The following is a 23,066-nucleotide window of genomic DNA, read 5'->3' on the forward strand; positions in this document are numbered from 1 at the left end:
TTAACCTTTAATCAATTATTATTGTGGTAAGCTACAGCTAGCTGTGATTTCATACCCCAACTAATAATATGATTAATACATAACAGTTATACAAGATATATTTTTAGATTACTTTTCGCTCTTTTTTCGTGTGCAGAGCTTTCCTTTACCAAAGAAAAATATATTTGTCTAACTGTTTAAGGTTCCTATAAAGAGAAGTATCTAAGACTTCTAGTTATCTTTACTTAGTTAGGATTCTGTTTTCAAAACTAACATTCCCCTACAAATTAATAATTTATAACGTTTTTTAAAAATTTGCAATATGAATAATTGCAAATTCTAAGATGTCAATACCTTCAAAGGATTATATATCTTACACTACAGAAATAGTAACTGGTGTGACGATTGAATTGTAATCAGCAATTAACCATCAAAAATTTTAGTAAGTACAATATTGTAGTTGTGCTTTAACATACAAAAAATATTAAAGCGTCACTGTCGTATCATCTTCGAGATAATAGCATAAGCTAAAAAGTTAGAATGAGATAATGGTGAAATTACTCAAGTAAAATTGAGCATTTTTCAGTAAAATTGCCAAAATTTATTGTTAATAGCATCCTAGACATAAATTTGCTAGTTCAGCATTGATTTGTGCAGTTTTTGCGTGCAAAGCTAATAGATCAGCTTTTTTGAGAGAATGACTGAATCTAACGACTCAAATATATAAAGTAGTTTAGTATTAAGCCTAGGACGTGATAGAACAACGAAAAGTTGCGATCGCCGTACTCGCAGAAAATCGCAGGAAAAGTGGGGCGTAGCCCATTGCCTACGGTAATTTCAGAGCATTAGACTGTTGTTTTCCCGTCACCATTAACGAAATATTGTTTCTAGCTAAGAAATTTGATGTAGAGTGCAGGCTTCCGCTATCTTAAATTTTGAGATAACAAATTGCGCTTAACATGACCTCGCTTTTCCCTCACCAAAAAGCCAAAGCCCTAAAAGCTGGTAGCCGTCGCCCTGCTAAAGAACTATGCAGCGAGTGCGGACTATGCGACACATACTATATCCATTATGTCAAGGAAGCCTGTGCGTTTATCACCCAGCAGATAGACACCCTGGAAGAACAAACACACACTCGTTCTCGGAATCTTGATAACCCCGATGAACTCTACTTTGGTGTACATCAAGACATGATAGCGGCACGAAAACAGCAACCAATCGAAGGCGCACAATGGACGGGTATAGTCAGCACCATTGCTATCGAAATGCTCAATCGTGGTTTAGTTGAAGGCGTTGTCTGTGTCCAAAACAGCAAAGAAGACCGCTTTCAACCCATGCCCGTAATTGCCCGCACACCAGAAGAAATACTAGCAGCACGGGTAAATAAACCCACACTCTCCCCCAACCTTTCCATTTTGGAACAGGTAGAACAATCAGGGATGAAACGACTGTTAGTAATTGGCGTTGGTTGTCAAATCCAAGCACTCAGGGCAGTAGAAAAAAAATTAGGTCTAGAAAAGCTGTATGTTCTAGGTACACCTTGCGTAGATAACGTTACCCGCGCCGGACTGCAAAAATTCTTAGAAACCACCAGCCGATCGCCTGAGACAGTAGTACATTACGAATTCATGCAAGACTTCCGCATTCACTTCAAGCATGAAGACGGCTCAATTGAGAAAGTTCCCTTCTTCGGCTTAAAGACAAACCAACTCAAAGATATCTTTGCGCCATCTTGTATGAGTTGCTTTGATTACGTCAACTCCCTAGCGGATTTAGTCGTCGGTTATATGGGCGCACCCTTTGGTTGGCAGTGGATTGTTGTGAGAAATGATACAGGTAAAGAAATGCTGGACTTAGTGAAAGACCAGTTAGACACTCAGCCTGTGATGTCTGAGGGAAATCGGAAAGAAGCTGTACAACAGGGGATTCCTGCTTATGACAAGGGTGTAACTTTACCCATGTGGGTAGCGAAACTGATGGGGGTGGTGATTGATAAGATTGGCCCTAAAGGTTTAGAGTATGCGCGATTCTCAATTGATTCGCACTTTACAAGGAATTATTTGTTTGTGAAGCGGAATTATGGGGAGAAGTTGGAGGCGCACGTTCCGGAGTTTGCCAAGCGGATCGTTGGGCAGTATAAGTTACCGGAGTAATGTTTCGCGCCAAGGCGCAAAGACGCGAAGAAGGAAGATGAGATGATGGAGAATGAGATCGCTAAGGAGGTTGTTGATGCTGCATATAAGATTCATACAAGGTTAGGGCCTGGTTTGTTTGAATCTGTTTATGAGTCCGTTCTGGCTTATGAGTTAGAGAAGCGCGGATTGTGGGTGGTTAGGCAACAGACTATTCCTGTGATTTACGAAACTGTACGTTTGGAAGAAGGCTTTCGGGCTGACCTGATTGTTGAAGATAAAGTAATCATTGAAATCAAGTCTTTAGAAGCAATACATCCAGTACACAAAAAGCAACTGTTGACATACCTCCGCCTGACAGACAAACGCCTTGGCTTGCTAATTAACTTCGGTGAAGAACTAATCAAAAACGGCATCACCCGACTTGTCAATAACTTGTAAAATCAACATTCGCGCAAAACGCAAAACCCCTTTGTGCCTTTGCGCCTTTGCGCGAAACAAATCCTAAACTCTCCCCACCGCGTCGATCGCCGCCTCAAGAGCGATCGCCACATGAGTCCAGTGAGTCCCTCCTTGGCAATACACCACATAAGGCTCACGCAAAGGCCCATCCGCCGAAAACTCCAAGGTACTCCCCTCAATAAACGTCCCCCCAGCCATCACTACCTGACTCTCATACCCCGGCATAGCATCAGGAACAGGGTCAAGGTAAGAACCAATGGGAGAATGCTGTTGTATCGCCTTACAAAAGGCAATCAGTTTTTTCGCTGAACCCAATTTAATCGCCTGAATCACATCCCCACGGGGCGCAAGAGGTGCAGGATTGACCGGATAACCCAACTTGTCAAATACATACCCCGTGAGATAAGTCCCTTTCATCGCCTCCCCTACCATCTGCGGCGATAAAAATAACCCTTGGAACAACAGCCGATTTTGGTCAAAGGTCGCCCCGCCATAACTGCCAATCCCAGGGGCAGTCAGGCGACAGGCGGCCGCTTCTACCAAATCAGCCCGACCAGCCACATAACCCCCTGCGGTGACGATAGTACCACCGGGATTTTTGATTAATGACCCTGCCATTAAATCAGCACCGACGTGAGTGGGTTCTTGGATATCGATAAATTCCCCATAACAGTTATCAACAAAGCAAACTGTATGAGGATTTTGTTGTTTAACTAGATGTACAATTTTCTCTATATCGCTAATTAATAAGCTTGGTCGCCAAGAATAGCCACAAGAACGCTGAATTAACACTAAACGGGTGTTCTCAGTAATGCTAGTGCTTAAAGCTTCCCAATCTACAGTTCCCTGGGGTGTTAGCTCCAATTGGCGATATTTTATGCCAAACTCAATAAGAGAGCCTTGACCTTGACCCCGTAAACCAATTACTTCTTCGAGCGTATCGTAGGGAGAACCAACCACTGCTAGCATTTCATCCCCAGGACGGAGTACACCAAATAAAGCGCAAGCGATCGCGTGAGTTCCCGAAACAAACTGCACTCGCACAGCCGCCGCTTCTGCACCCATCACTTCCGCAAAAACTTGATCCAAAGTTTCTCGTCCCAAATCATCATGACCGTAACCACTTACACCTGCAAAGTGATGCGCCCCTACACGCTGATTGCGAAAGGCATCCAGCACTCTTTTCAGATTATGCTTGACCTGAGCGTCAATTCCAGAAAAAATCTCTAACAGTGCCTGTTCTGCTTGCCGCAGCTGTTCCAAGCTGTTCATTGCTTCCTCGTTAAAAAAATATATAAATATGCGGATTTTGGGTTCGCGCAGATTAGGCTGAACAATTTCAATACAGGTTACTGCATGACAATTGCTACTTCAACTAAACCTCAAATCAATTGGGTCAATACCCTATTTTTCCTCGGTCTACACATCGGCGCTCTCTTTGCCTTTGTTCCTGGTAACTTTAGCTGGGCAGCAGTTGGTGTAGCTTTCTTTCTTTACTGGGTAACTGGTGGTTTAGGCATTACCCTAGGATTTCACCGCCTCGTCACCCATCGCAGTTTCCAGACTCCCAAGTGGCTGGAGTATATCTTGGTATTTTGCGGAACTCTTGCTTGTCAAGGAGGACCAATCGAATGGGTCGGTACACATCGCATTCATCATCTACATTCCGATACTGAACCAGATCCCCATGATTCCAATAAAGGTTTCTGGTGGAGTCACATAGGTTGGCTGATTTATCACTCTCCTGCTCACGCTGATGTTCCTCGTTTTACCAAAGACATTGCCGAAGACCCAGTTTATCAGTTTTTACAGAAATATTTTATTTTTATCCAGATTGCTCTGGGTTTATTGCTGTTATATCTGGGCGGCTGGTCTTTTGTAGTCTGGGGAATTTTCGCTCGCATCGTTTGGGTTTACCATTGCACCTGGTTGGTGAACAGTGCTACCCATAAATTTGGCTATCGCAGCCATGACTCTGGTGATAACTCCACCAATTGCTGGTGGGTAGCTGTGCTAGTGTTTGGCGAAGGTTGGCACAATAATCACCACGCTTTTCAATACTCGGCTCGTCACGGTTTGGAATGGTGGGAAATTGACTTAACTTGGATGACAATTCAATTGTTGCAAGTGCTTGGCCTAGCTACTAATGTAAAACTTGCAGACAAAAAACAATAAGTCATTTATGATTAGTCATTAGTTTTTTACCAACAACTAATGACTAAAGATTTTTTTGGCAAATATCTAGTCGATTCTGCAAGAAAATACAAAATCTAATTACAGCTGTGTTTGTGTAACTTAGATTGCTATAATCCAGAACGACCAGTGTAAAGAAACTTTGCGGCCAGTTACTAAAAAGTAGCTTGGTGGACGATTCTGTTCGTTTTTCAGGTTTTCATGACTACATCAATCATCAAGAATCAAGAAATAAGTAATAACCTTGGTAGTTCCGAACTAAGGCTTAAAGATATTATCAAAACTTTGCCAAAGGAATGTTTTCAATTAAATCCTCGTAAAGCTTGGACACAAGCTATCATCAATGTTTTGATGGTCGGTTTAGGCTACTATAGCTTGACGATTTCTCCTTGGTTTCTCTTACCAATCGCTTGGATTTTTACAGGAACTGCTTTAACAGGTTTTTTTGTTATTGGTCATGATTGTGGACATCGTTCATTTGCCAAACGTCGTTGGGTAAATGATTTGGTGGGACATATATTCATGATGCCCTTAATATATCCCTTTCATAGTTGGCGGATTAAGCATAATCATCATCATAAACACACAAACAAGTTAGATGAAGATAATGCTTGGCATCCCATCAGACCAGAAGTATTTGGCAGTTGGGATAAAACTCGCCAATCTGCATTCGAGTTTTTTATGCGTAAAAAACTCTGGTGGGTTGGTTCAGTTGGACATTGGGCTGTTGTGCATTTTGATGCCAGAAAATTCAAACCTCAAGAGCGAGCAGATGTTAAACTTTCTGTAGCTGTAGTAGTCATATTTGCCGCAGTTGTTTTCCCTGTTCTCATCGCTACCACTGGTATTTGGGGATTTATTAAATTCTGGTTTATACCTTGGATGGTTTATCATTTTTGGATGAGTACCTTCACCATTGTTCACCACACTTACGCAGATGTACCTTTCACAGCAGCGCATAAGTGGAACGAGGCGATCGCACAGTTATTTGGTACGATTCATTGTGATTATCCCCGTTGGGTTGAATTCCTCTGTCACGATATTAATGTCCACGTTCCGCATCATATTTCTACTGCCATTCCCTCTTATAATTTGCGGCTAGCTTACAGCAGCATCAAAGAAAACTGGGGTTCTTATTTACATGATGAATTAAAGTTTTCTTGGCCTTTGATGAAGAAGATTACCAACGAATGTCAACTTTATGTAACTGATGTTGGTTATCAAACTTTTGATGAATATTACGCAGGAAAATAAACACTCTGACAACGAGTAACCCTATATACTAGAGTTACTGATTATCCTGAAAAGTAATACATATTCTGGCAATTTTCTCCTTGATGATTGCTCTATAAATTGCCAGAATTACTTTTTGCTTGTGCATTAACATTGCAAACATCATCGAGGCGAATTGAAATCCGACCTCAAACATAGTCCGTATTTACATCACCACTAAAGAATCAAGTGCAATCAACGACCGTTAACTTCGATAATTCTCATCTCAGTGAAGCCTCTCAGGACAACAATTCACTTCCCTTTACTCTTCAGGATTTAAAGGCTGCGATCCCCGCAGAATGTTTTCAACCTAATGTGAGTAAATCACTATTTTACTTCTTTCGCGATATCCTAATTATTGGTCTACTTTATGCAGTAGCTCATTACCTGGATTCTTGGTTTTTCTGGCCGATTTTTTGGCTGATGCAAGGAACAATGTTTTGGGCTTTGTTTGTAGTTGGGCATGATTGCGGACATCAATCTTTTTCTAAGCATAAATGGCTGAATGATTTGATTGGTCATCTATCTCACACACCAATCTTAGTGCCTTATCACGGTTGGCGTATTAGTCACAGAACCCATCACAAAAATACTGGCAATATCGATAATGATGAAAGCTGGTATCCTGTGACAGAATCGCAGTATAAGGAAATGCCTTTATTGCAAAAGATAGGCCGATATTATGTGTTTTTACTGGCTTATCCAGTGTATTTATTTAAGCGTTCTCCTAATAAGGAAGGCTCTCATTTTTTACCGAGTAGCTCACTATTTAAGCCTTCAGAAAAATGGGACGTTATTACTAGTACCGCGCTATGGGTTGGTATGGTAGGTTTATTGGGATTCCTTACCTACCAATGGGGTTGGATGTGGTTGCTGAAATACTATGCTGCACCCTACATTGTATTTGTCATCTGGTTAGATTTGGTGACATTTCTGCATCACACCGAGGCTGATATTCCTTGGTATCGTGGCGATGATTGGACTTTCCTTAAAGGTGCAATCTCTAGCATTGACCGCAATTATGGTTTAGTCAACCATATTCATCACGATATCGGTACTCATGTAGCTCACCACATCTTCTTGAATATTCCTCACTACAATTTGCTGAAGGCGACTGAGGCGATTAAACCTGTGATGGGTGAATACTACCGCAAGTCTGAAGAACCTATTTGGAAAGCTTTATGGCGTTCTTGCGTTAGCTGTCATTTTGTACCAGATAATGGCGGTAAAGTTTATTACACATCGAATCATAAATAAGTTTCTCTTCTTGGAAGTTTGAAACTAAACAAAAGTTCGTCTAGCTTTCCTGATGGAAGTCCAGCTACGCGGACTTTTTTTTGACTCATAATACAATTTGCAGCCTTTCAGCTTATTTCCTGTTGAGAACTTAGGTTAACATAACTGTAAAGTTAAATTTATCTGAAAAGTTGTATGACTCTGACTATTCAAGATGTCGAAAGACTACAACAAAAGCTACAAGAAGAACAGCAGGACTATCAAGTAGAACTGCAAGAGGGAAATATCTTAGTTATGGGGCCATCAGATATCGAATCTAGTGAAATTGGGGCTGAATTAATCAGGTTATTAGGTAATTGGATCAAACCCCGTAAACTTGGGCGGATATTCGACTCAAGCGGCGGGTTTATTATGCCGAATACTGATTTACGCGCCCCAGATGTTTCTTTCGTAGCAGCAGCAAGATTAAAACGAACTGTGAGAGATTTTGCTCAGTTAGTACCTGATTTAGTTGTAGAAATTAAATCGAAAACAGATAGAATTTCTAAGTTAGAAGAGAAAGTAAAATTATTTTTAGATTTAGGTGCAAGGATAGGAATATTAATAAACCCAGATGAATTAACTGTAAGTGTATATCGTCCTAATGGTGATGTGAAAGTTTTCACCGATGAGGATAAGTTAACTATTAATGAGTTATTTCCTGGTTGGGAGATTGCGATTTCTGAACTATGGCCACCTGTATTTGAATAATTTTAGTTATGTGTTTTAGAAAAAATAGCGTGGAAGATTGATTACCTCCTGACGTTGCGTTTCATTCAGCAGTCCTTTATTGCCTTTGTATCCTAACTTGAAACCATCTACTCCATTTTTAAAAAAGGCTTTTTTCCATGTACTGATGAAATCACTAAAGACTCCTAATATTGGCATGATTTCTTCATGGTTGTAACCACATAACAGCATTTTGACTGCTGTCGCTCGCTGGATTTTGCGCTTATCCTAACTGTTTTTGATAAACCTTTCTAGCAATTTCATCCACTTGGCTACACTTGTACTTAGTTATAAAATATGCTTTACGCTTCTATGTATTTTCTCATGAATGATTCAAGATTACTATAGTTTGTTTTTATTATTAATTTATCATAACCACTATGGGAGAGCCACAACCTCTTAGGCATCCAGATGCTCACACCCATTCAAAAAGGGACATAAATGTTTTATTTAAAGTACAAAAAGAATATCTGGAAGTATTGTTTCAATAAAACTAATCAAGTTAAATGTTATCCAGGTCACTTTATTTTGTGAATCTTTAAGGAAGTATTGGAGAAAAATATGGCTGATATCAAAGTAAACAATCTTCAACCAATGGCAGAATATGAAGAACTGTCAGATTTGGAATTAGAGTCCGTAGTCGGTGGTATTGGTCCGTTGGCTTTTGCGGTAGGCATAACGTTAGGGGTAGGTGTGTTACCAGTCTCGCCTCTGATTTTATTAGCGGCTACCAGGAAATAAATAGACAATTAAAGCAGACGACAGCTAAAAAATATGGCTCTCCTAGACTAGCTATGTAAAATTAATACTTAACACCAGCTTTAATTATTACATAGCAAGGGATTCAAGGAAATAAAGCGGATTTTTATGAAATCTCTTATTTTGTATTACTAAAATCTTGCTATAGCAACTACTTTAGCCTGGTTTGATTATTAATTTATCATAACCAATCTGCGAGAGCCAAAAACATTTGGACTAGAAAAAGCAATATACCTATCCAAATTAGGATAATCTGTTTTTACAAATATGAAATACTCTAGGCAATGTTATCATTTGTATTTCTTATCAATTACCCCTGAAAAATCGGTCATTTTTACATAAATTTACAAGGTGCACCTGGTGACACGAACCTTCTATTTTCGCCAAATTGGCAAAATAGATAATGAAATAGTAGTGGTAACAACACATCTATATGATGGCAGAAAAATCTTACCATAGGCTATATTTGGGCTTGATTTTTGTTGAAGTCCCGTTAGGTAATTTATAAAGAGAAGTAAGTGTTTTATTGATGTATAGAAAAACATATAAACATTATTATTAGATATATAGAGTTAAATATATCCATAACTAAGAAATGTATAACTATCTCATTCTAGAGAATAAAACAGCAGCTTCTTACGAAAACTTAACTTATCCTATTTTTAGGACACGCTTAAAAACATTAGATTCTGATGAGTCTATAATTGCTTTGGCTGTAAACCTGGATTCAAAACCAATTGGACTTGCTTTAGCTGAAATATTAACAGTAGAAAATAAAAAAATAGCCTCAATTCTTTCGTTGTTTGTAGTACCAGAACACCGAGGATGTACTATAGGTAAAAACTTATTGATTCATATTGAAGATATACTTCGTCAGCAGGCTTGTTCACTAATTAGTGTGATTTATGTTAATAATTCCACAAACCCATATTGGGAAAAAATATTAAAACAACTTAACTGGTCTACTCCACAAATACGGAGGTTCATTTGCTCTGGCTCGATAATTAATATTAAAGATGCTGCTTGGTTAAAAGTAGCTAATGCCTTATCTCCTAAATATACCATTTTTCCTTGGGTGAAGTTGACTAAACAAGAACGAGATTTAATTCAAAGACAGCAAGCTGTTGCCAATTGGTATCCAGAAGAACTTTCTCCTTGGGAAGAAGAAGAGAAGATTGAGCCATTGAACAGTTTGGGCTTACGCTTTCAAGACCAAGTGATTGGTTGGATAGTAACGCACAGAATTACTATTGATACAATCAGATACAACAGATTGTTTGTCCGGCAAGATTTAGAACCTTTAGGTCTTGGTGGTGTATTGTTAGCAAAAGCCATTCAGCTTCAATTAGAGAGTATGAAAGATAGCAAAGCGGTTTTTGTTGTCAATACCAATAACACACCAATGGTTAAATTTCTCCATAGACGATTAGCTCCATATCTTGATTCTCTACGCCAATCTTGGGAAAGTTTCAAAGTTTTGGATTGATTAGTTGTTGCGACTGGAACGGTGCTACAGTCAAGAGCTAGAAAGCAAAATTAAGTGTTAGACGGAATTTTAAGCCTTGTGTGTACACTATAGCTTTTTAAGGGGGATTTAGAGGGATCTGAAAAGTTTTGCTACCAATAACAGGACTTTTCAAACATCCTCTTAGGCATCCAGATACTCACACCCCTTTAAAAAGAGACATAAATGTTTTATTTAAAGTACAAAAAGAATATCTGGAAGTATTGTTTCAATAAAACTAATCAAGTTAAGTGTTATCCAGGTCACTTTATTTTGTGAATTTTTAAGGAAGGATTGGAGAAAAATATGCCTGATATCAAAATAAACAATCTTCAACCAATGGCAGAATATGAAGAACTGTCAGATTTGGAATTAGAGTCCGTAGTCGGTGGTATTGGTCCCTTTGCTTTTGTGGCACTGTTTGCGGCAGCAGCTTGTTTCTTGAGAGAAAAGCATGAATTATGAGTATTGCCTTTATACGGGTTTTTTATCGTAAGAATATTTACCGCTATTTTCCATAAATGCGATCGCCTATTTTCGGTAAAAATTCCATAAATATATTATTTCCGCATATTGTTTATTTAAGTATATTTTCTGACGTTAATAATAATGATTATTGCTTACCCTAAGTATAGTATTTGAACTTAGAGTAAAAATGTCACTATCAACTACTGACCAAATAAACTACCAGTTTTTACTCCTCACCCATATGGTGTGTGCTGACGGACAAATTCACAGTGAAGAATCAAAAGCACTGCAAGATTTGGGACAGCAAGCCAAAATGGGAACACGTACCCTTGAGGAGATGGAGAAAATACTCAATCAAGATAAAGGTTTCATATCTCTTGAAGAGGTAGCGCGTCACATCCCCACCAAGGAGAAAAGTGAGGCGATACGACAAATACTAGCAATTGCTTATGTTGATGGTTACTGTTCACCTTCAGAAAAGGAAATGGTTAACTATGTTGCAAAAATTTGGAATTGGTCAGACACAGAAATTACAAACTTGCTAGAAGGAGCAAAAAAATTTAGCACAGTTCAAAATATTTATAGCGATATCGAAAAATACGAACTATCTGTAGGTGCGCGTCTTTTAAAGGGGGTAGATTCACTTTTATCACGCGCTATTGTGGATAATTTAACACAAATTGCACCTAAGAATCTCGGAGATAAAGTAAAGAAACTGCGGAAAGAAATACTACTATCTGGGGCTGAATATGAAAAAGCTACTCAAAAATGTAAATCAATAGCAACTGAAGACTACAAATATACAGATAACTCACTTCACATTGCTTATACTACTCTTGAAAATCTAGTAGAAAATATTCAACAAACTACTGAATCAATACATAAAACAACAAGTAATAAAGGACAAGCTAATACAGCTAAGGAAGTAGCACAACAGCTTGAAGTTACAAAAAATGCTCTCTCGGCTGAAGTTATCAAAAAACTGGAAGGAGTACGTGAATCACTCCGATCAAAACAACGTGCTTTAAATTATTTTAGTATCGCCTTTATGGGCAAAACTAAAGCTGGTAAAAGCACTCTCCATGCAATTATTACGGGCGATGGTTGGGAAGCAATTGGTGTTGGTAAACAGCGTACTACTCGTTTGAACCGCGTTTATGAATGGAAAAATATTCGGATTATTGACACTCCTGGTATTGGTGCGCCTGGTGGAGCAAGTGATGAAGAGATTGCTGAAAGAATTATCGAAGAATCTGATGTTATCTGCTATGTAGTTACAAATGATAGTGTTCAAGAAACTGAATTTAAATTTTTAGAACTTCTAAAGGAAAAAGCAAAACCACTGATTATCTTATTAAATATTAAGAATAATCTCCGTGACCAGCGCAGATTAGATTATTTCTTGCAAGATCCAGACAAGCTATTTGTTATGGATAGTAGTAGTGGTTTAGGCGGACATATTGAACGCATTCGTCGCTACGCCAAAAATCATTATGCTAATGATTATTTTGATATTATTCCTGTGATGCTCTTAGCTGCACAAATGTCACAAGAACCAGAGCATCAAGACAATCAAGAAAAGCTGTTTCAAGGAAGCCATATACAAGAGCTTCTTGATGCTATTCGAGTGTCGTTAGCCGAGCATGGAGTGATTCGGCGTTCTCAAACTCTACTTGGTTCTACTGTTAGCGCAATTGAAACTCCAAATGAATGGGTGAATGAACAGATAAAAGTTTATCAAGATTTGATTAATAATTTAAAAAATATGCGTGATAAGTTTCAAAAAGACATCGCAAAAGCAGCTAGAAAGAATCACGAATACTTATTCCAACAAATTAAAACTACCTTTAAAGAGGTATTCGATATAATTCAACCTTTTGCAGAAGAAAATTGGAATGTTGAACAAAGCCAGTTGAACTCCAAATTGAAAGATAAACCCGAAATATTAAATATTGAAGGAAAATTAAATATAGCTTTTAAAGAATGTGAAGAAAAATTTAATAAAGACGTGCAAGAAATACTAAGGGAAATAGGTAATGAATTGCAAAATATAGCTAGATTAAAGTTCGGTAATGTTAACTTAAACGAGCAAGACAGTATCCCCTATAAAGATATGCTACGTTTTAGTGGTAAATTATTAGGAGTATTAGGAGCGTCGGCATTTTTATTTGCTGCACCTGTTGGAATTTTTCTAGGAGTTACTGGTGCTTGTTTACATTTAATTTCTAATTTTCTCAAATCTGAGGAGCAAAAACGCCGTGAAGCTGTAGAAAATATTCGTAACTCTCTAAACAATCAATTCAAAAGTGAACTAGAAAAAACTCTGAAAAATGCCGAAGAGTCTTTCAGTAAATATTCTAAGGATGTAGAAAGTAATATTAGCAATTACTTCAATGAACTAATTGAAAGCTTAGAAGTAATTATCAAGCATCTAGAAAATACTCAAAATAAATTAGATGGCTGTGCTGAAAATCTTAATCGTGCTTATGCCAAACGTATTGTAGATTGGTGTGCAGATAAATATGAACCGTTGACTGATGAAGGTATTCTCACAACTATTGCTCAGGTAGATAGAGATTTTGGACGAAACATCAAAATCCAAACTAAATCTGAGTTTAAGTCTAAAAGATTCCAGAAAATAATTAACCAGGTTTTACAAGAAGACATCTCTATTATCTCAGTCAAGTCTTCTGAACAAACATTTGGCAACCTACAGCATAAAACCTAAATATTAGTTAATGACACTATAGGAATCTGGTTTGACTTGTGAAAGGTTAGTAGTGAGAACTTTAGTTCTCTCTACGAGATGCTCCGTGAAAAAAAGGACTAAAGTCCTTACTACGAACTGAATCCTATGATTTTTACATTGCTTCACATAGTTTAGTTTTTTCTAGTCGTTCTACTTATGTTTTGTTGCACAGTTCTAAAAAGGAGTTAAAAATGGTTCAAAATAATATAGTTTTTAATGCTGCTGAGATCGCTAATAAATTTAGTGAAGCAAGCCGTCGGTTTGATAATATCTTAGTTGAAGCAAAGCATCCTGAATTGACAGCTATTCGTCATAAACTTCATGATGAAACCAATAAATATCGTGAAAATGGTATGATGACTGTAGCTTTTATCGGTCAATATAATGCTGGTAAATCAACAACTATCTCTGCACTAACAGGAAAGCGTGATATTAAGATTGATTCAGATATTGCAACTGATAAAACTACTAGCTATGACTGGAATGGTATTAAGTTAATAGATACACCAGGATTATTTACAGACCGCAAAGACCATGATGATATTACTTATGATGCAATCAATAAAGCCGACTTATTAGTTTTCAGCCTCACTTATATGCTTTTTGATTCAATCACAGTAGAAAATTTTAAAAAGCTAGCTTATGAAAAAGGCTATCGCTGGAAAATGATGCTGCTCATCAATAAAATGTCTGATGAAGCTGGAGACGAAGCACAAAAAATTGCTAATTATCGCCAAAGTTTAGCTGATGCACTTAAGCCTCATAGTCTTGATGAATTTCCTGTGTGCTTTATTGATGCTAAGGATTATTGTGAAGGTATAGATCAAAAAGAGGATTTTTTGATTGACATTAGCCGCTTTCCAACATTTATTGATGCTTTAAATAATTTTGTTAAAAGCCGTGCTACACTTGCCCGTTATGATACACCAGTCAGAATTATTTTAGCGACTTTAGACGAAGCTCAATTAAGCTTTACACGCAATTCTAATCAAGACACGGCATTTCTAGAAGTAATGGCACGTTTGTCGCGTACAGTACGTAAAGAGAGAGAACGTCTACGAATCAAATTTAATAGTATAGCCCTAGCAATGTCTTCTGCAATTTCTCAAGAGGGCATTAAGTTGGCATATTCCGTGGGAACAATGACTCAGGAAGATTTTGAAAAGCTGAATCACCAAACTGAGCTAAATGTAGAAAAACACTATACAGATGCTACAGAACAACTAAAAAACTTAGTCGAATCAGCAATTAAAGAGATTAGTCAAGAAGTAGAAGAAGTGTTACAAAGTAATCTTGTGCAAACTTTTATAACTTGCTTGGACAATACTGAAAGACTATCGGCTAAGAATGTTAATAATAATATAAGTATTGAACATCTACAAAATCAAGTAAAGTCTCTGCAACAAATTGGTGAACTGTTAGGTGTTCATTGGGAAAAATTTACTGCTGGGAGGGTAGCGGCTAGTGGTCAAGGTTTTTTAAATGCCTCAAATGTAGCTGGTAGTAATCTCCATCATGTAGTTTATGGTGTAGGAAAATTTATTGGTGTAGATTTCAAGCCTTGGCAAGCTGTTGGTATCGCCAAAGAATTTGCTAATTTTGCTATGTTTCTTGCACCTATAATAGCAGTAGTTGGTGTGCTTGCAGATTTTCATGCTATGCAACAAGAAGCTGAAAGACAAGAGAAAATGGCTGAAGCTCGTCGAGAGATTACTAGCTATTTTATGAGTGTTGCCAAGAGTCTTGAAAATCAAATAGATAGTATATTTAGGGATGTAGATTTACAAATCTACGGAGAAATTGATAAGCAAATTTTTGCTGCACGCCAACATGAAGAAAATGCGATCGCACTTTCTAACACTTGGGTAAAACAACTCACTCAAATTCGTCAAGATTTTGAGTCTATTCTTCGCTACATTAACCAAGTGATGGAAAATCACCAAGCCTGACATCATCAACTTTTAAAACCGTCCATTCCCTTGAATAATATGTTTGGCAGTAGTCAGAGTCTCTAAACTAATAAATCCCCGACGGTGGCCTTTTTGATTGGACATCCCTAAAAATACTGAGTCTCCCCGTGAAGGGTTACGAGAAAACCGGGGGGATGTGTTGATATAAGTTGATGCACTGTGAACACCTAACGCAAACTGCCTACTTTCTTGATAGGATTCAGTGGCAATTGAGTCAGCATGACCGCTACTATATTGATTAATCCAAGCGATCGCACCTTCTAGGCTATCCACCAATTTAAATGCTACTGTCTTGGTTAAATAAGCACATCCCCATTCATTGTCTTTTGCTAGCTGTAATTGTGGGAAGGCTTCTACTAATTCTGCGTCACCTTTGAGTTCAAAGCCTTTTTCTTTCAAACTATTCCATAGCACTGCCAAGGATGATGGCATGGCTTGACGGTGAATCAACACTTTTTCAATCGCATTAACGGGATCTGGTTCGCTGTCATGGCTATCAATAATCATCCACCGCACCATCTCTAGACTGCCATTGAGTGACCAGTAAAGGTAACAATTACCCATTGCTGACTTTAACACTGGACAGGTGGCTTGCCGCATTACCTGCTGTACTAAACTAGAACGGCCGTAGGGAATGGCTAAATTGACATATTGGTCTTGGGTAACTAAATCACGAATGGAAGCCCCATGTTCTGCGGTAATTAGTTCTATACAACCTGCTGGTAAACCAACTTCCGCAAGTGCGTGTTGTAAAACTTCAGAAATAGCAGCGTTAGAGTGACTAGCTTCTGTACTGCCTTTGAGGATGATACTATTACCAGTTTTAATACACAAAGCCGCCGCGATCGCGCCTAAATCTGGAAAGGCTTCATAAATAAACCCAATCACTCCCAAGGGCATTAATTGGGAGTAACTTTGAGAGTCTTCTGGTTGATAGTCGGCGTTTCTGACGCGCCGTAGTGGATCTGAAAGTTCTCCCAACCTTTGGAGAATTTCTACGGTTGTTTCTAGTCTTGTGGGAGTTAGCTTCAGCCAATCCAAAATCAATTCTGGCACTGCCATTTCCCGACTAGCTTCCAAATCCAAGGTGTTGGCTTCTAAAATGTCGTCAAATGATTGCTCTAGAGCCTGTGCCATTGCTAACACAGCGCGACTGCGATCAGTTCCCTTAGTAGTGCCTAACTTCAGGGACGCTTGATAAGCGCGTTTGGCGCTTTTCATGGGTTCGGGTGAATCATCCAAAGGTGGAACAGTCATTGAATTATCGTCTGTAGGTAAGCCAGACCATGAGTGCTGGCAGGATAGCCAACAATACTGCCACCATTGCCCAAGCAATAATGCTAGAACCATTTGCTAGTCGCAGTGCTAATGGTAGCCATATAATCACTAGCACGAAAATAACGCCTAATGCTATAGGTAAATAGCTTTCTGTCAATTTGGGATGAACAACATTCCAGCTATTCCCTGTCCAGCGCCAAGCACGCTTATAGGGATAGGTAGTGGAAAGTTGTTCTAGCACATGGCCATTCTCTTCTACGACAAAGATTTGCTGACAGCGATCGCAACCAAATGCTTCTGTCAGCGTAATCGGAACTAACCGTCCCTTGCGGCGACAGGGACAGGGATACTCGGAGTTAAAATCGATTTTTTCGGGTTTTTTAGATTGCACAAGCGTTCTAATTACTTGAGCGTGGTTTCTAGAAGTTTTGAGAGTCTAATCCCTGGGTAAATTCTGAGGGTTTCTCTCTGATTAACTGTTGATATTAAGTCACAAACTCAGGCACATACAGCCAATTTTTGTAGTAGCGAATGTAGCTAACTCATGGTGTTGTGTCTGTTGTGGGAATTTAGCACTGTTGGTGTTCCGGCTGTTCTAGTAGTAATCTTGTTTAAAAATTTCTGTAGTTTCATCTGAATGTTCAAATTTAATGTATCTGCATTTTTTGAGCATTGACTACGTTGGCGAGTTTGATATATTTCTAAGCTTACGTGGCAAACACTCTGAAGACAACCCATTTAGTTAAGATGTATCCAAGAGCTAACCATTGGTTTGGCTGAGAAATTTCTCCTCAGTTATCTCTGGAATAACTCCAACTCCTTGTTCTATTATCAAGGTTCTTTGTAGTCTTCCTTAAGTATTGTGATGCAATCCCACTCACAGATTTTAGGAGAATTTTGGTCAGCAGGTATTGTTTACACATCCGCCAATTTCTGCACTTCTTTCCCTAGATAGATTTTGGCTATCTTGACTACCAAAAAACAGAATTCTGCACCTGACAACACTGTTAATTGAAGCTACTTTGCATCCAGTGCAATACACTATCCAAAGTCTGGTGGCAAGATCATAGGTTGTCAGTTTGCATTGCCACTTTGAAACGAGACATTAATCTCAGAAGCGGGTAACGCGATTCGAACGCGCGACATTCACCTTGGCAAGGTGACGCTCTACCACTGAGCTATACCCGCAAACCTCACTTTATTAATATCTCAGAATTTTTGAGATTTGTCAACTACTGCCACACAAATTTTTGATTGCTGAGTTCTCTAGCATCAGAATTCAGCAATCATCACACCTGTCAACTCACTTCTTCAGACTCAGAGGTTAATGTGCTGACGCTGGACTTGGGAAAAGCTGCTGGCAAAGATTGGGGATTGTGAGCGTAGGCATCTGTCAAGTTAGAGCGCAATTGCCGCATCAAGCTGGCCATTTCTAGGGCATTCATGGCATAATCCCAACCATGATTACTTTTGATCCCAGCCCTTTCTAGAGCTTGCTGCATAGTATCTACCGTCAAAATCCCAAAAATCACGGGTACTCCAGTTTGAAAACTAGCAGCCGCAATTCCTTTAGCGACTTCGGAAGATACATAATCAAAATGGGGCGTTTGTCCGCGAATGACTGCACCCAGACAAATGACTGCATCATAACGGTGAGAAAGAGCTAGTTGACGAGCAACAAGAGGTACTTCAAAACTGCCAGGAACCCAAACATAATCTACCTGATCCCCGTGAGGGTTAGGATCTACACCATGACGCTTCAAGCAATCTTGACATCCTTCTAGCAACTTTCCGGTTACAAGGTCATTGAATCGACCGATAACCACTGCCAAACGCAAAGGTTCTGCTTGAGTGAAAGTTCCCTCAAAAACTGCCATGACTGCCTCTTATCATTAACTATACTCTTGCCAATATACATTTCTTCTCTAAAAGTAGAAGAGCAGGAGGACACAATTAGGTACAAAGAACCAAGAAAAATGGGTCAATTCATCTTGTATCTTTATACCTGTACTGGTGGCTCTCCTGCCCCTATTGCATTGTTGCTACTAGATGTGCTACAGCGAGATGTTCTCTTAAACCACAAAAAAGTTTAATAGTCCCACCAATAGCACCAAAGCGATCCAAACTCCAGAGCCTAGCCAGAGTAGTTTTTTAGATTCAACCCAGTTTTGGGGAGTGGCATAGGCAACAGGTACGCCAACAACCAGGACAAAAGACATTAGTACAAGAGCTACTAGAGCAAATTGGAATATTATGGTCATTTTTACTTCTCCCAAGACAGCAAAATACTGAAGGAAATTCTAAAGATAGAATAGCCTAAAGGACGACACTGACATTTTCCCTTATTTGTAAGCTATCAGAAATTGTCACAATTTAGTTAATAGTCCATAGTCAATAGTCCATAGTCAATAGTCCATAGTCCATAGGTGTTAAGATTTGTAACTCTTGATCGGTATGGTCATGAGGCATTGCTTAATTTTCTATGTTCTATCCCCAATCTCAAAACACAAGTCTGTTATTGACTATTGACTGTTGACTGTTAACTGTTGACTATTGAATATTGACTATGGATGTAATTCTTTGTCACACTACCGCCGATTTTGATGCTTTAGGGGCAGCCGTCGGGCTAACTTGTCTACTACCGGGCAGTAAAATTGTGTTAACAGGTGGCGCTCATCCACCTGTACGGGATTTTTTGGCACTGCATCGAGATGAATATCCACTGATTGAAAGACGTTCGGTAAATCCAGACAAAATTCGTTCGGTGACAGTTGTTGATACCCAACAGCGCGATCGCTTGGGTAAAGCTGCTGAGTGGTTAAATTTACCACACATTAAAAATATTACAGTCTATGACCATCACCTCGGTCAAGAGTCTGATATTCCGGCTCAAGAGTTTCACATTGCTGATGTCGGAGCAACCACAACTCTGATCGCCGAGAAATTACAACAAAATCATATCTCTCTCACTCCTGCTCAAGCCACGGTGATGGCTTTGGGGATTCATGTCGATACTGGTTCTCTTACCTATGACCAATCTACGCCACGGGATGCGGTGGCTTTGGCTTGGTTGATGCAACACGGAGCTAGTTTATCGGTAATCTCTAATTATCGTGATCCCGGCTTATCTCGCCAATTACAACAACTGTTAACTACAGCCTTAGAAAAATTAGAATATCTGTGTTTACGTGGTTATACTATTGCTTGGGTAACTTTAAAGACAGAAAACTTTGTACCAGGTTTATCAAGTTTGGCATCGCAACTGGTAGAGTTAACCGAAATTGATGCTTTACTATTGGCGGCTGAATATCCCTTAAGTGAAGATGAATCAAGGTTGACAGTAATTGGGCGATCGCAAATTCCTGGTGTACATCTTGACTTATTATTTCAAACATTTGGCGGTGGAGGTCATTCCCAAGCATCATCGCTCAACTTACGCAAAGTCAATACACAAGATGTCTTGCAAACACTCCTAAACGGCATAAAAACTAGTATCCCTCATCCCCAGACTGCCAGAGATTTAATGTCTTCCCCAGTCCGCACGATTCGCCCAGAAACCACCATTGCCGAAGCACAAAGGATTTTGTTGCGTTATGGACACTCTGGCTTATCTGTAGTTGATACCGCAGATCAACTTGTAGGAGTAATTTCTCGACGGGATTTAGATATTGCTTTGCATCACGGCTTTAGTCATGCACCAGTCAAGGGTTACATGACTACAAATTTAAAGACAATTACCCCAGATACAACGCTGCCACAAATTGAGTCCTTAATGGTGACTTATGATATTGGACGCTTACCAGTGTTAGATAGTGGGCAGCTAGTCGGTATTGTCACTCGTACTGATGTCCTGAGAGAATTACATCAAGCCCATGAGGAAAGAGACAGATGGGAAGATGGTGAGACAGGAAGATGGGGAGATAGGGAAGTCAGAATTCCCACATTAACAGAATTGCGCGTTCGCCTAACTCCCCAGCTATGGGAATTACTCAGCACAGCCTCCCAAGCCGCAGAAAAACGCGGTTGGCATCTCTATTTAGTAGGTGGTGCGGTACGAGACTTACTCTTGGCAGAAGCAGCAGCCGGGAGTCTCATGATTACAGATATTGATTTAGTAGTTGATGGTTTTCATCAAGCCGCAGATGTAGGTGCAGGTGTAGAACTAGCAAAAGCACTCCAAGAAATTTACCCAACCGCCCGCTTAGAAATTCATGGTGCTTTTCAAACGGCGGCTTTGTTGTGGCACAAAGATCCCGAATTAGATTCCTTGTGGGTTGATATTGCCACCGCCAGAACAGAATTCTATCCTTACCCAGCAGCCAATCCAGAAGTAGAAGCCAGTTCTATTCGTCAAGACTTATATCGTCGAGACTTTACTATTAATGCCCTAGCTTTGCGCTTGACTTCTCCCCGTGCTGGTGAACTACTCGATTTCTTCGGGGGGTTGCTGGATTTACAAGCCAAGCAAATTCGAGTGCTGCACGCTAACAGTTTTATCGAAGATCCCACCCGTATTTATCGCGGTGTCCGCTTTGCTGTGCGTTTTGGATTTAACATTGAATCACGCACCGAAGAGTATATCCACTATGCTATCAACAGTGGTGTTTACGATCGCACCGCCCAAACTAACAACAAAACCCCAGCCCTACAAACGCGACTCAAAGCCGAACTGAAACACATCCTCGAAGCACCCTACTGGCAACCAGCTTTACAATTACTCGACAATTTAGGGGCTTTACAGTGCATCCATCCCACCCTCAAACTAGATCATCAACTTATCCGACAATTACGTTTACTAGAACGCTGTTTGCAAAAGTTTGATACTGCCCAAACTTTCACGCCTTGGCAAATGCGTTTAGAAGTATTAATTGCCCATCTAGCCCCCAAATATCGGCATAAAGTAGCGAAAAATTTACAATTGCAAGATGACAGTATCAAACGCTTGCAAAACTTAGCCACAGCTGAAACTGAAGTAATTACGTCTTTGCCTGAATGTGAACGCCCCAGTCAAATAGTGCAGCTACTCCGCAAATACGATTTAGAAACGTTAATTTTAGTTGCCTTGCAGAGTCAGAGAAAATTCAGACAGCAAATCTGGCATTATTTAACAGTTTTAGCTCATGTCCACCCAATTATTAATGGTAATGACTTAAAGAAATTAGGTTACAAACCGGGTCCACAATATCGACAAATGCTAGATGATTTACTCGCCGCAACATTAGATCGTGTGGTTAAAAACCAAGCAGAAGCAGAAGCATTTTTATCCGAAAATTATTAGACAATCTTTGTTAAGAAAATGTAGAGACCTTGCATACAATGTCTCTACATTTTCACTTTGAACTGTAAATAACACCTTAAATTAAATCTGGGTCGATATTTAACTCCCGCAGTTTTGCCGCTAAACGTTCTGCCTTTTGTTGTGCTTGTTGTGCATTTTGTTGTGCTTGTTGTGCTGCTTCTTCTGGTGTCGGGACTATTTCCCCATCTGCTGTGAAAAATCGCAATAGTCCCTGATGAATTCCCAAATACAACCCTAATTGTTGACTCCACAAATGTCCTTGTTCATTCGCTTGCAGAGGTTCATACTTGCCATCTACTAAATGAAAACCTGCAAATTCTAAGGTGTAGGGATCAAACTAAAAATAATCAGGCGTGCGAAAGGTATCTTGATATATTTCTTTTTTTAAACATCTGTCAGTATTTGCAGTTGAATCTGATAGAATCTCTAAAATAAAATGGGGATATTTGCCGTCTTCTTCCCAGACTACCCAACTTTTGCGAGTTTTGCGTTCTGTTCCCAACACTACGAAAAAGTCAGGACCCCGAAAGTATTCTGACTTGCGTTGGTGGGGACTATAATAAATCGTCAGGTTTCCTGCTGCATAAAAATCATTTCTCTCTCGCCACAGCAATTCTAAGCAGGTTAACAGCAAGATAATTTGTCTGAGATGCAGTTCTGTTTCCAAGGGAGGCTCGTCACTGTATAAATCACCAGGGGGAAATGTCACATCTGGACAGATGCCTGTTTGAGATTCTAATTCTGGAGCTATGGTCATAGAATGTATACGGCATCAAGTGTTTATGGGTTTATTTTAGCAGTGTTCTAGGAGGCGATAAGTAAAGCTTAAGCCTACGGCTATCGCTAGCTTTCCGAAATGCCTGTGTGTTACAATCTAGTCTAAAATCAAACCTCAACACACCTCACGGCGAGATAGCTGCAATGAAGTAGTATCAAACCACTGTTGCACTTCAGCAACAAATATCAACATCACATCAACACATCAGTTTGACAGGTA

General features: G+C 39.4%; 17 protein-coding genes, 1 tRNA gene and 2 pseudogenes. 12 read left to right on the forward strand and 8 right to left on the reverse strand.

Translation table 11 applies throughout. The features are described 5' to 3' along the window. Window positions 1–938: 938 nt before the first annotated feature. On the forward strand, window positions 939–2,132 hold the full coding sequence (locus tag NOS7524_RS23130; RefSeq protein WP_015140905.1) for a Coenzyme F420 hydrogenase/dehydrogenase, beta subunit C-terminal domain: 1,194 nt from the start codon (window positions 939–941) through the stop codon (window positions 2,130–2,132). Between the two features lie 42 nt (window positions 2,133–2,174). Further along, window positions 2,175–2,552, forward strand: coding sequence for a GxxExxY protein (locus tag NOS7524_RS23135; RefSeq protein WP_041555430.1), 378 nt, complete (start codon window positions 2,175–2,177; stop codon window positions 2,550–2,552). Between the two features lie 63 nt (window positions 2,553–2,615). Here NOS7524_RS23135 and NOS7524_RS23140 read toward each other — a convergent pair whose 3' ends face one another. Beyond that, window positions 2,616–3,845 (reverse strand): methionine gamma-lyase family protein, encoded by a 1,230-nt coding sequence (locus NOS7524_RS23140; protein ID WP_015140907.1) that lies wholly within the window; start codon window positions 3,843–3,845, stop codon window positions 2,616–2,618. 84 nt (window positions 3,846–3,929) lie between these two features. Between NOS7524_RS23140 and NOS7524_RS23145 the strand changes: the two genes are divergently transcribed. The 4 genes from NOS7524_RS23145 (at window position 3,930) to NOS7524_RS23160 (ending at window position 8,024) form a co-directional block, all read left to right on the forward strand. After that, the gene (locus tag NOS7524_RS23145) at window positions 3,930–4,748 is read left to right on the forward strand and encodes an acyl-CoA desaturase (protein ID WP_015140908.1); all 819 of its coding nucleotides are present in this window, start codon (window positions 3,930–3,932) and stop codon (window positions 4,746–4,748) included. A gap of 219 nt (window positions 4,749–4,967) precedes the next feature. Beyond that, window positions 4,968–6,020, forward strand: coding sequence for a fatty acid desaturase (locus tag NOS7524_RS23150; protein WP_015140909.1), 1,053 nt, complete (start codon window positions 4,968–4,970; stop codon window positions 6,018–6,020). 207 nt (window positions 6,021–6,227) lie between these two features. Next, window positions 6,228–7,295 carry a fatty acid desaturase gene (locus NOS7524_RS23155; protein ID WP_015140910.1) on the forward strand — a complete coding sequence of 356 codons (1,068 nt, stop codon included), beginning with the start codon at window positions 6,228–6,230 and terminating at the stop codon, window positions 7,293–7,295. 174 nt (window positions 7,296–7,469) lie between these two features. Beyond that, complete coding sequence (locus tag NOS7524_RS23160; protein ID WP_015140911.1) at window positions 7,470–8,024, forward strand: Uma2 family endonuclease; 555 nt, start codon at window positions 7,470–7,472, stop codon at window positions 8,022–8,024. 39 nt (window positions 8,025–8,063) lie between these two features. Here the strand turns inward: NOS7524_RS23160 and NOS7524_RS30260 are convergent. Next, window positions 8,064–8,258: pseudogene (locus NOS7524_RS30260) on the reverse strand (IS630 family transposase); the annotation flags it as partial. A 345-nt stretch (window positions 8,259–8,603) separates the two neighbouring features. Between NOS7524_RS30260 and NOS7524_RS23170 the strand changes: the two are divergent. The 5 genes from NOS7524_RS23170 (at window position 8,604) to NOS7524_RS23185 (ending at window position 15,471) form a co-directional block, all read left to right on the forward strand. Continuing rightward, window positions 8,604–8,783, forward strand: a complete 180-nt coding sequence (locus NOS7524_RS23170; protein ID WP_015140912.1) for a class IIb bacteriocin, lactobin A/cerein 7B family — start codon at window positions 8,604–8,606, stop codon at window positions 8,781–8,783. Between the two features lie 613 nt (window positions 8,784–9,396). Further along, window positions 9,397–10,287, forward strand: coding sequence for a GNAT family N-acetyltransferase (locus tag NOS7524_RS23175; RefSeq protein WP_015140913.1), 891 nt, complete (start codon window positions 9,397–9,399; stop codon window positions 10,285–10,287). Between the two features lie 324 nt (window positions 10,288–10,611). Continuing rightward, window positions 10,612–10,770, forward strand: coding sequence for a class IIb bacteriocin, lactobin A/cerein 7B family (locus tag NOS7524_RS29670; protein ID WP_015140914.1), 159 nt, complete (start codon window positions 10,612–10,614; stop codon window positions 10,768–10,770). Window positions 10,771–10,960: 190 nt separating this feature from the next. After that, window positions 10,961–13,501 carry a GTPase gene (locus NOS7524_RS23180; RefSeq protein ID WP_015140915.1) on the forward strand — a complete coding sequence of 847 codons (2,541 nt, stop codon included), beginning with the start codon at window positions 10,961–10,963 and terminating at the stop codon, window positions 13,499–13,501. Window positions 13,502–13,713: 212 nt separating this feature from the next. Beyond that, on the forward strand, window positions 13,714–15,471 hold the full coding sequence (locus NOS7524_RS23185; protein WP_015140916.1) for a GTPase: 1,758 nt from the start codon (window positions 13,714–13,716) through the stop codon (window positions 15,469–15,471). Between the two features lie 12 nt (window positions 15,472–15,483). Here the strand turns inward: NOS7524_RS23185 and NOS7524_RS23190 are convergent, their stop codons facing one another. The 5 genes from NOS7524_RS23190 to psbZ all read right to left on the reverse strand — a co-directional run bounded on the left by NOS7524_RS23190 (window position 15,484) and on the right by psbZ (window position 19,031). Continuing rightward, window positions 15,484–16,749: a glutamate-5-semialdehyde dehydrogenase gene (locus NOS7524_RS23190; protein ID WP_015140917.1), complete on the reverse strand. Its 1,266-nt coding sequence runs from the start codon at window positions 16,747–16,749 to the stop codon at window positions 15,484–15,486. A gap of 4 nt (window positions 16,750–16,753) precedes the next feature. Then, window positions 16,754–17,161 (reverse strand): hypothetical protein, encoded by a 408-nt coding sequence (locus NOS7524_RS23195; protein WP_015140918.1) that lies wholly within the window; start codon window positions 17,159–17,161, stop codon window positions 16,754–16,756. A gap of 725 nt (window positions 17,162–17,886) precedes the next feature. Next, window positions 17,887–17,958, reverse strand: a tRNA-Gly gene (locus NOS7524_RS23200). 110 nt (window positions 17,959–18,068) lie between these two features. Beyond that, entirely contained in the window at window positions 18,069–18,647 is a 579-nt protein-coding gene (gene ribH, locus NOS7524_RS23205; RefSeq protein ID WP_015140919.1) for a 6,7-dimethyl-8-ribityllumazine synthase, read from the reverse strand. 195 nt (window positions 18,648–18,842) lie between these two features. Then, on the reverse strand, window positions 18,843–19,031 hold the full coding sequence (gene psbZ / locus NOS7524_RS23210; RefSeq protein ID WP_015140920.1) for a photosystem II reaction center protein PsbZ: 189 nt from the start codon (window positions 19,029–19,031) through the stop codon (window positions 18,843–18,845). A 305-nt stretch (window positions 19,032–19,336) separates the two neighbouring features. Here psbZ and NOS7524_RS23215 point away from each other — a divergent pair, with 305 nt between their 5' ends. Then, window positions 19,337–22,048, forward strand: a complete 2,712-nt coding sequence (locus tag NOS7524_RS23215; RefSeq protein WP_015140921.1) for a CBS domain-containing protein — start codon at window positions 19,337–19,339, stop codon at window positions 22,046–22,048. Window positions 22,049–22,124: 76 nt separating this feature from the next. On the opposite strand, the pseudogene NOS7524_RS23220 reads toward NOS7524_RS23215, so the two are convergent. Further along, a pseudogene (locus NOS7524_RS23220) lies at window positions 22,125–22,826 on the reverse strand (Uma2 family endonuclease). Window positions 22,827–23,066 lie beyond the last annotated feature (240 nt).

Origin of the sequence: Nostoc sp. PCC 7524, assembly GCF_000316645.1 — a bacterium.
GTDB lineage: Bacteria > Cyanobacteriota > Cyanobacteriia > Cyanobacteriales > Nostocaceae > Trichormus.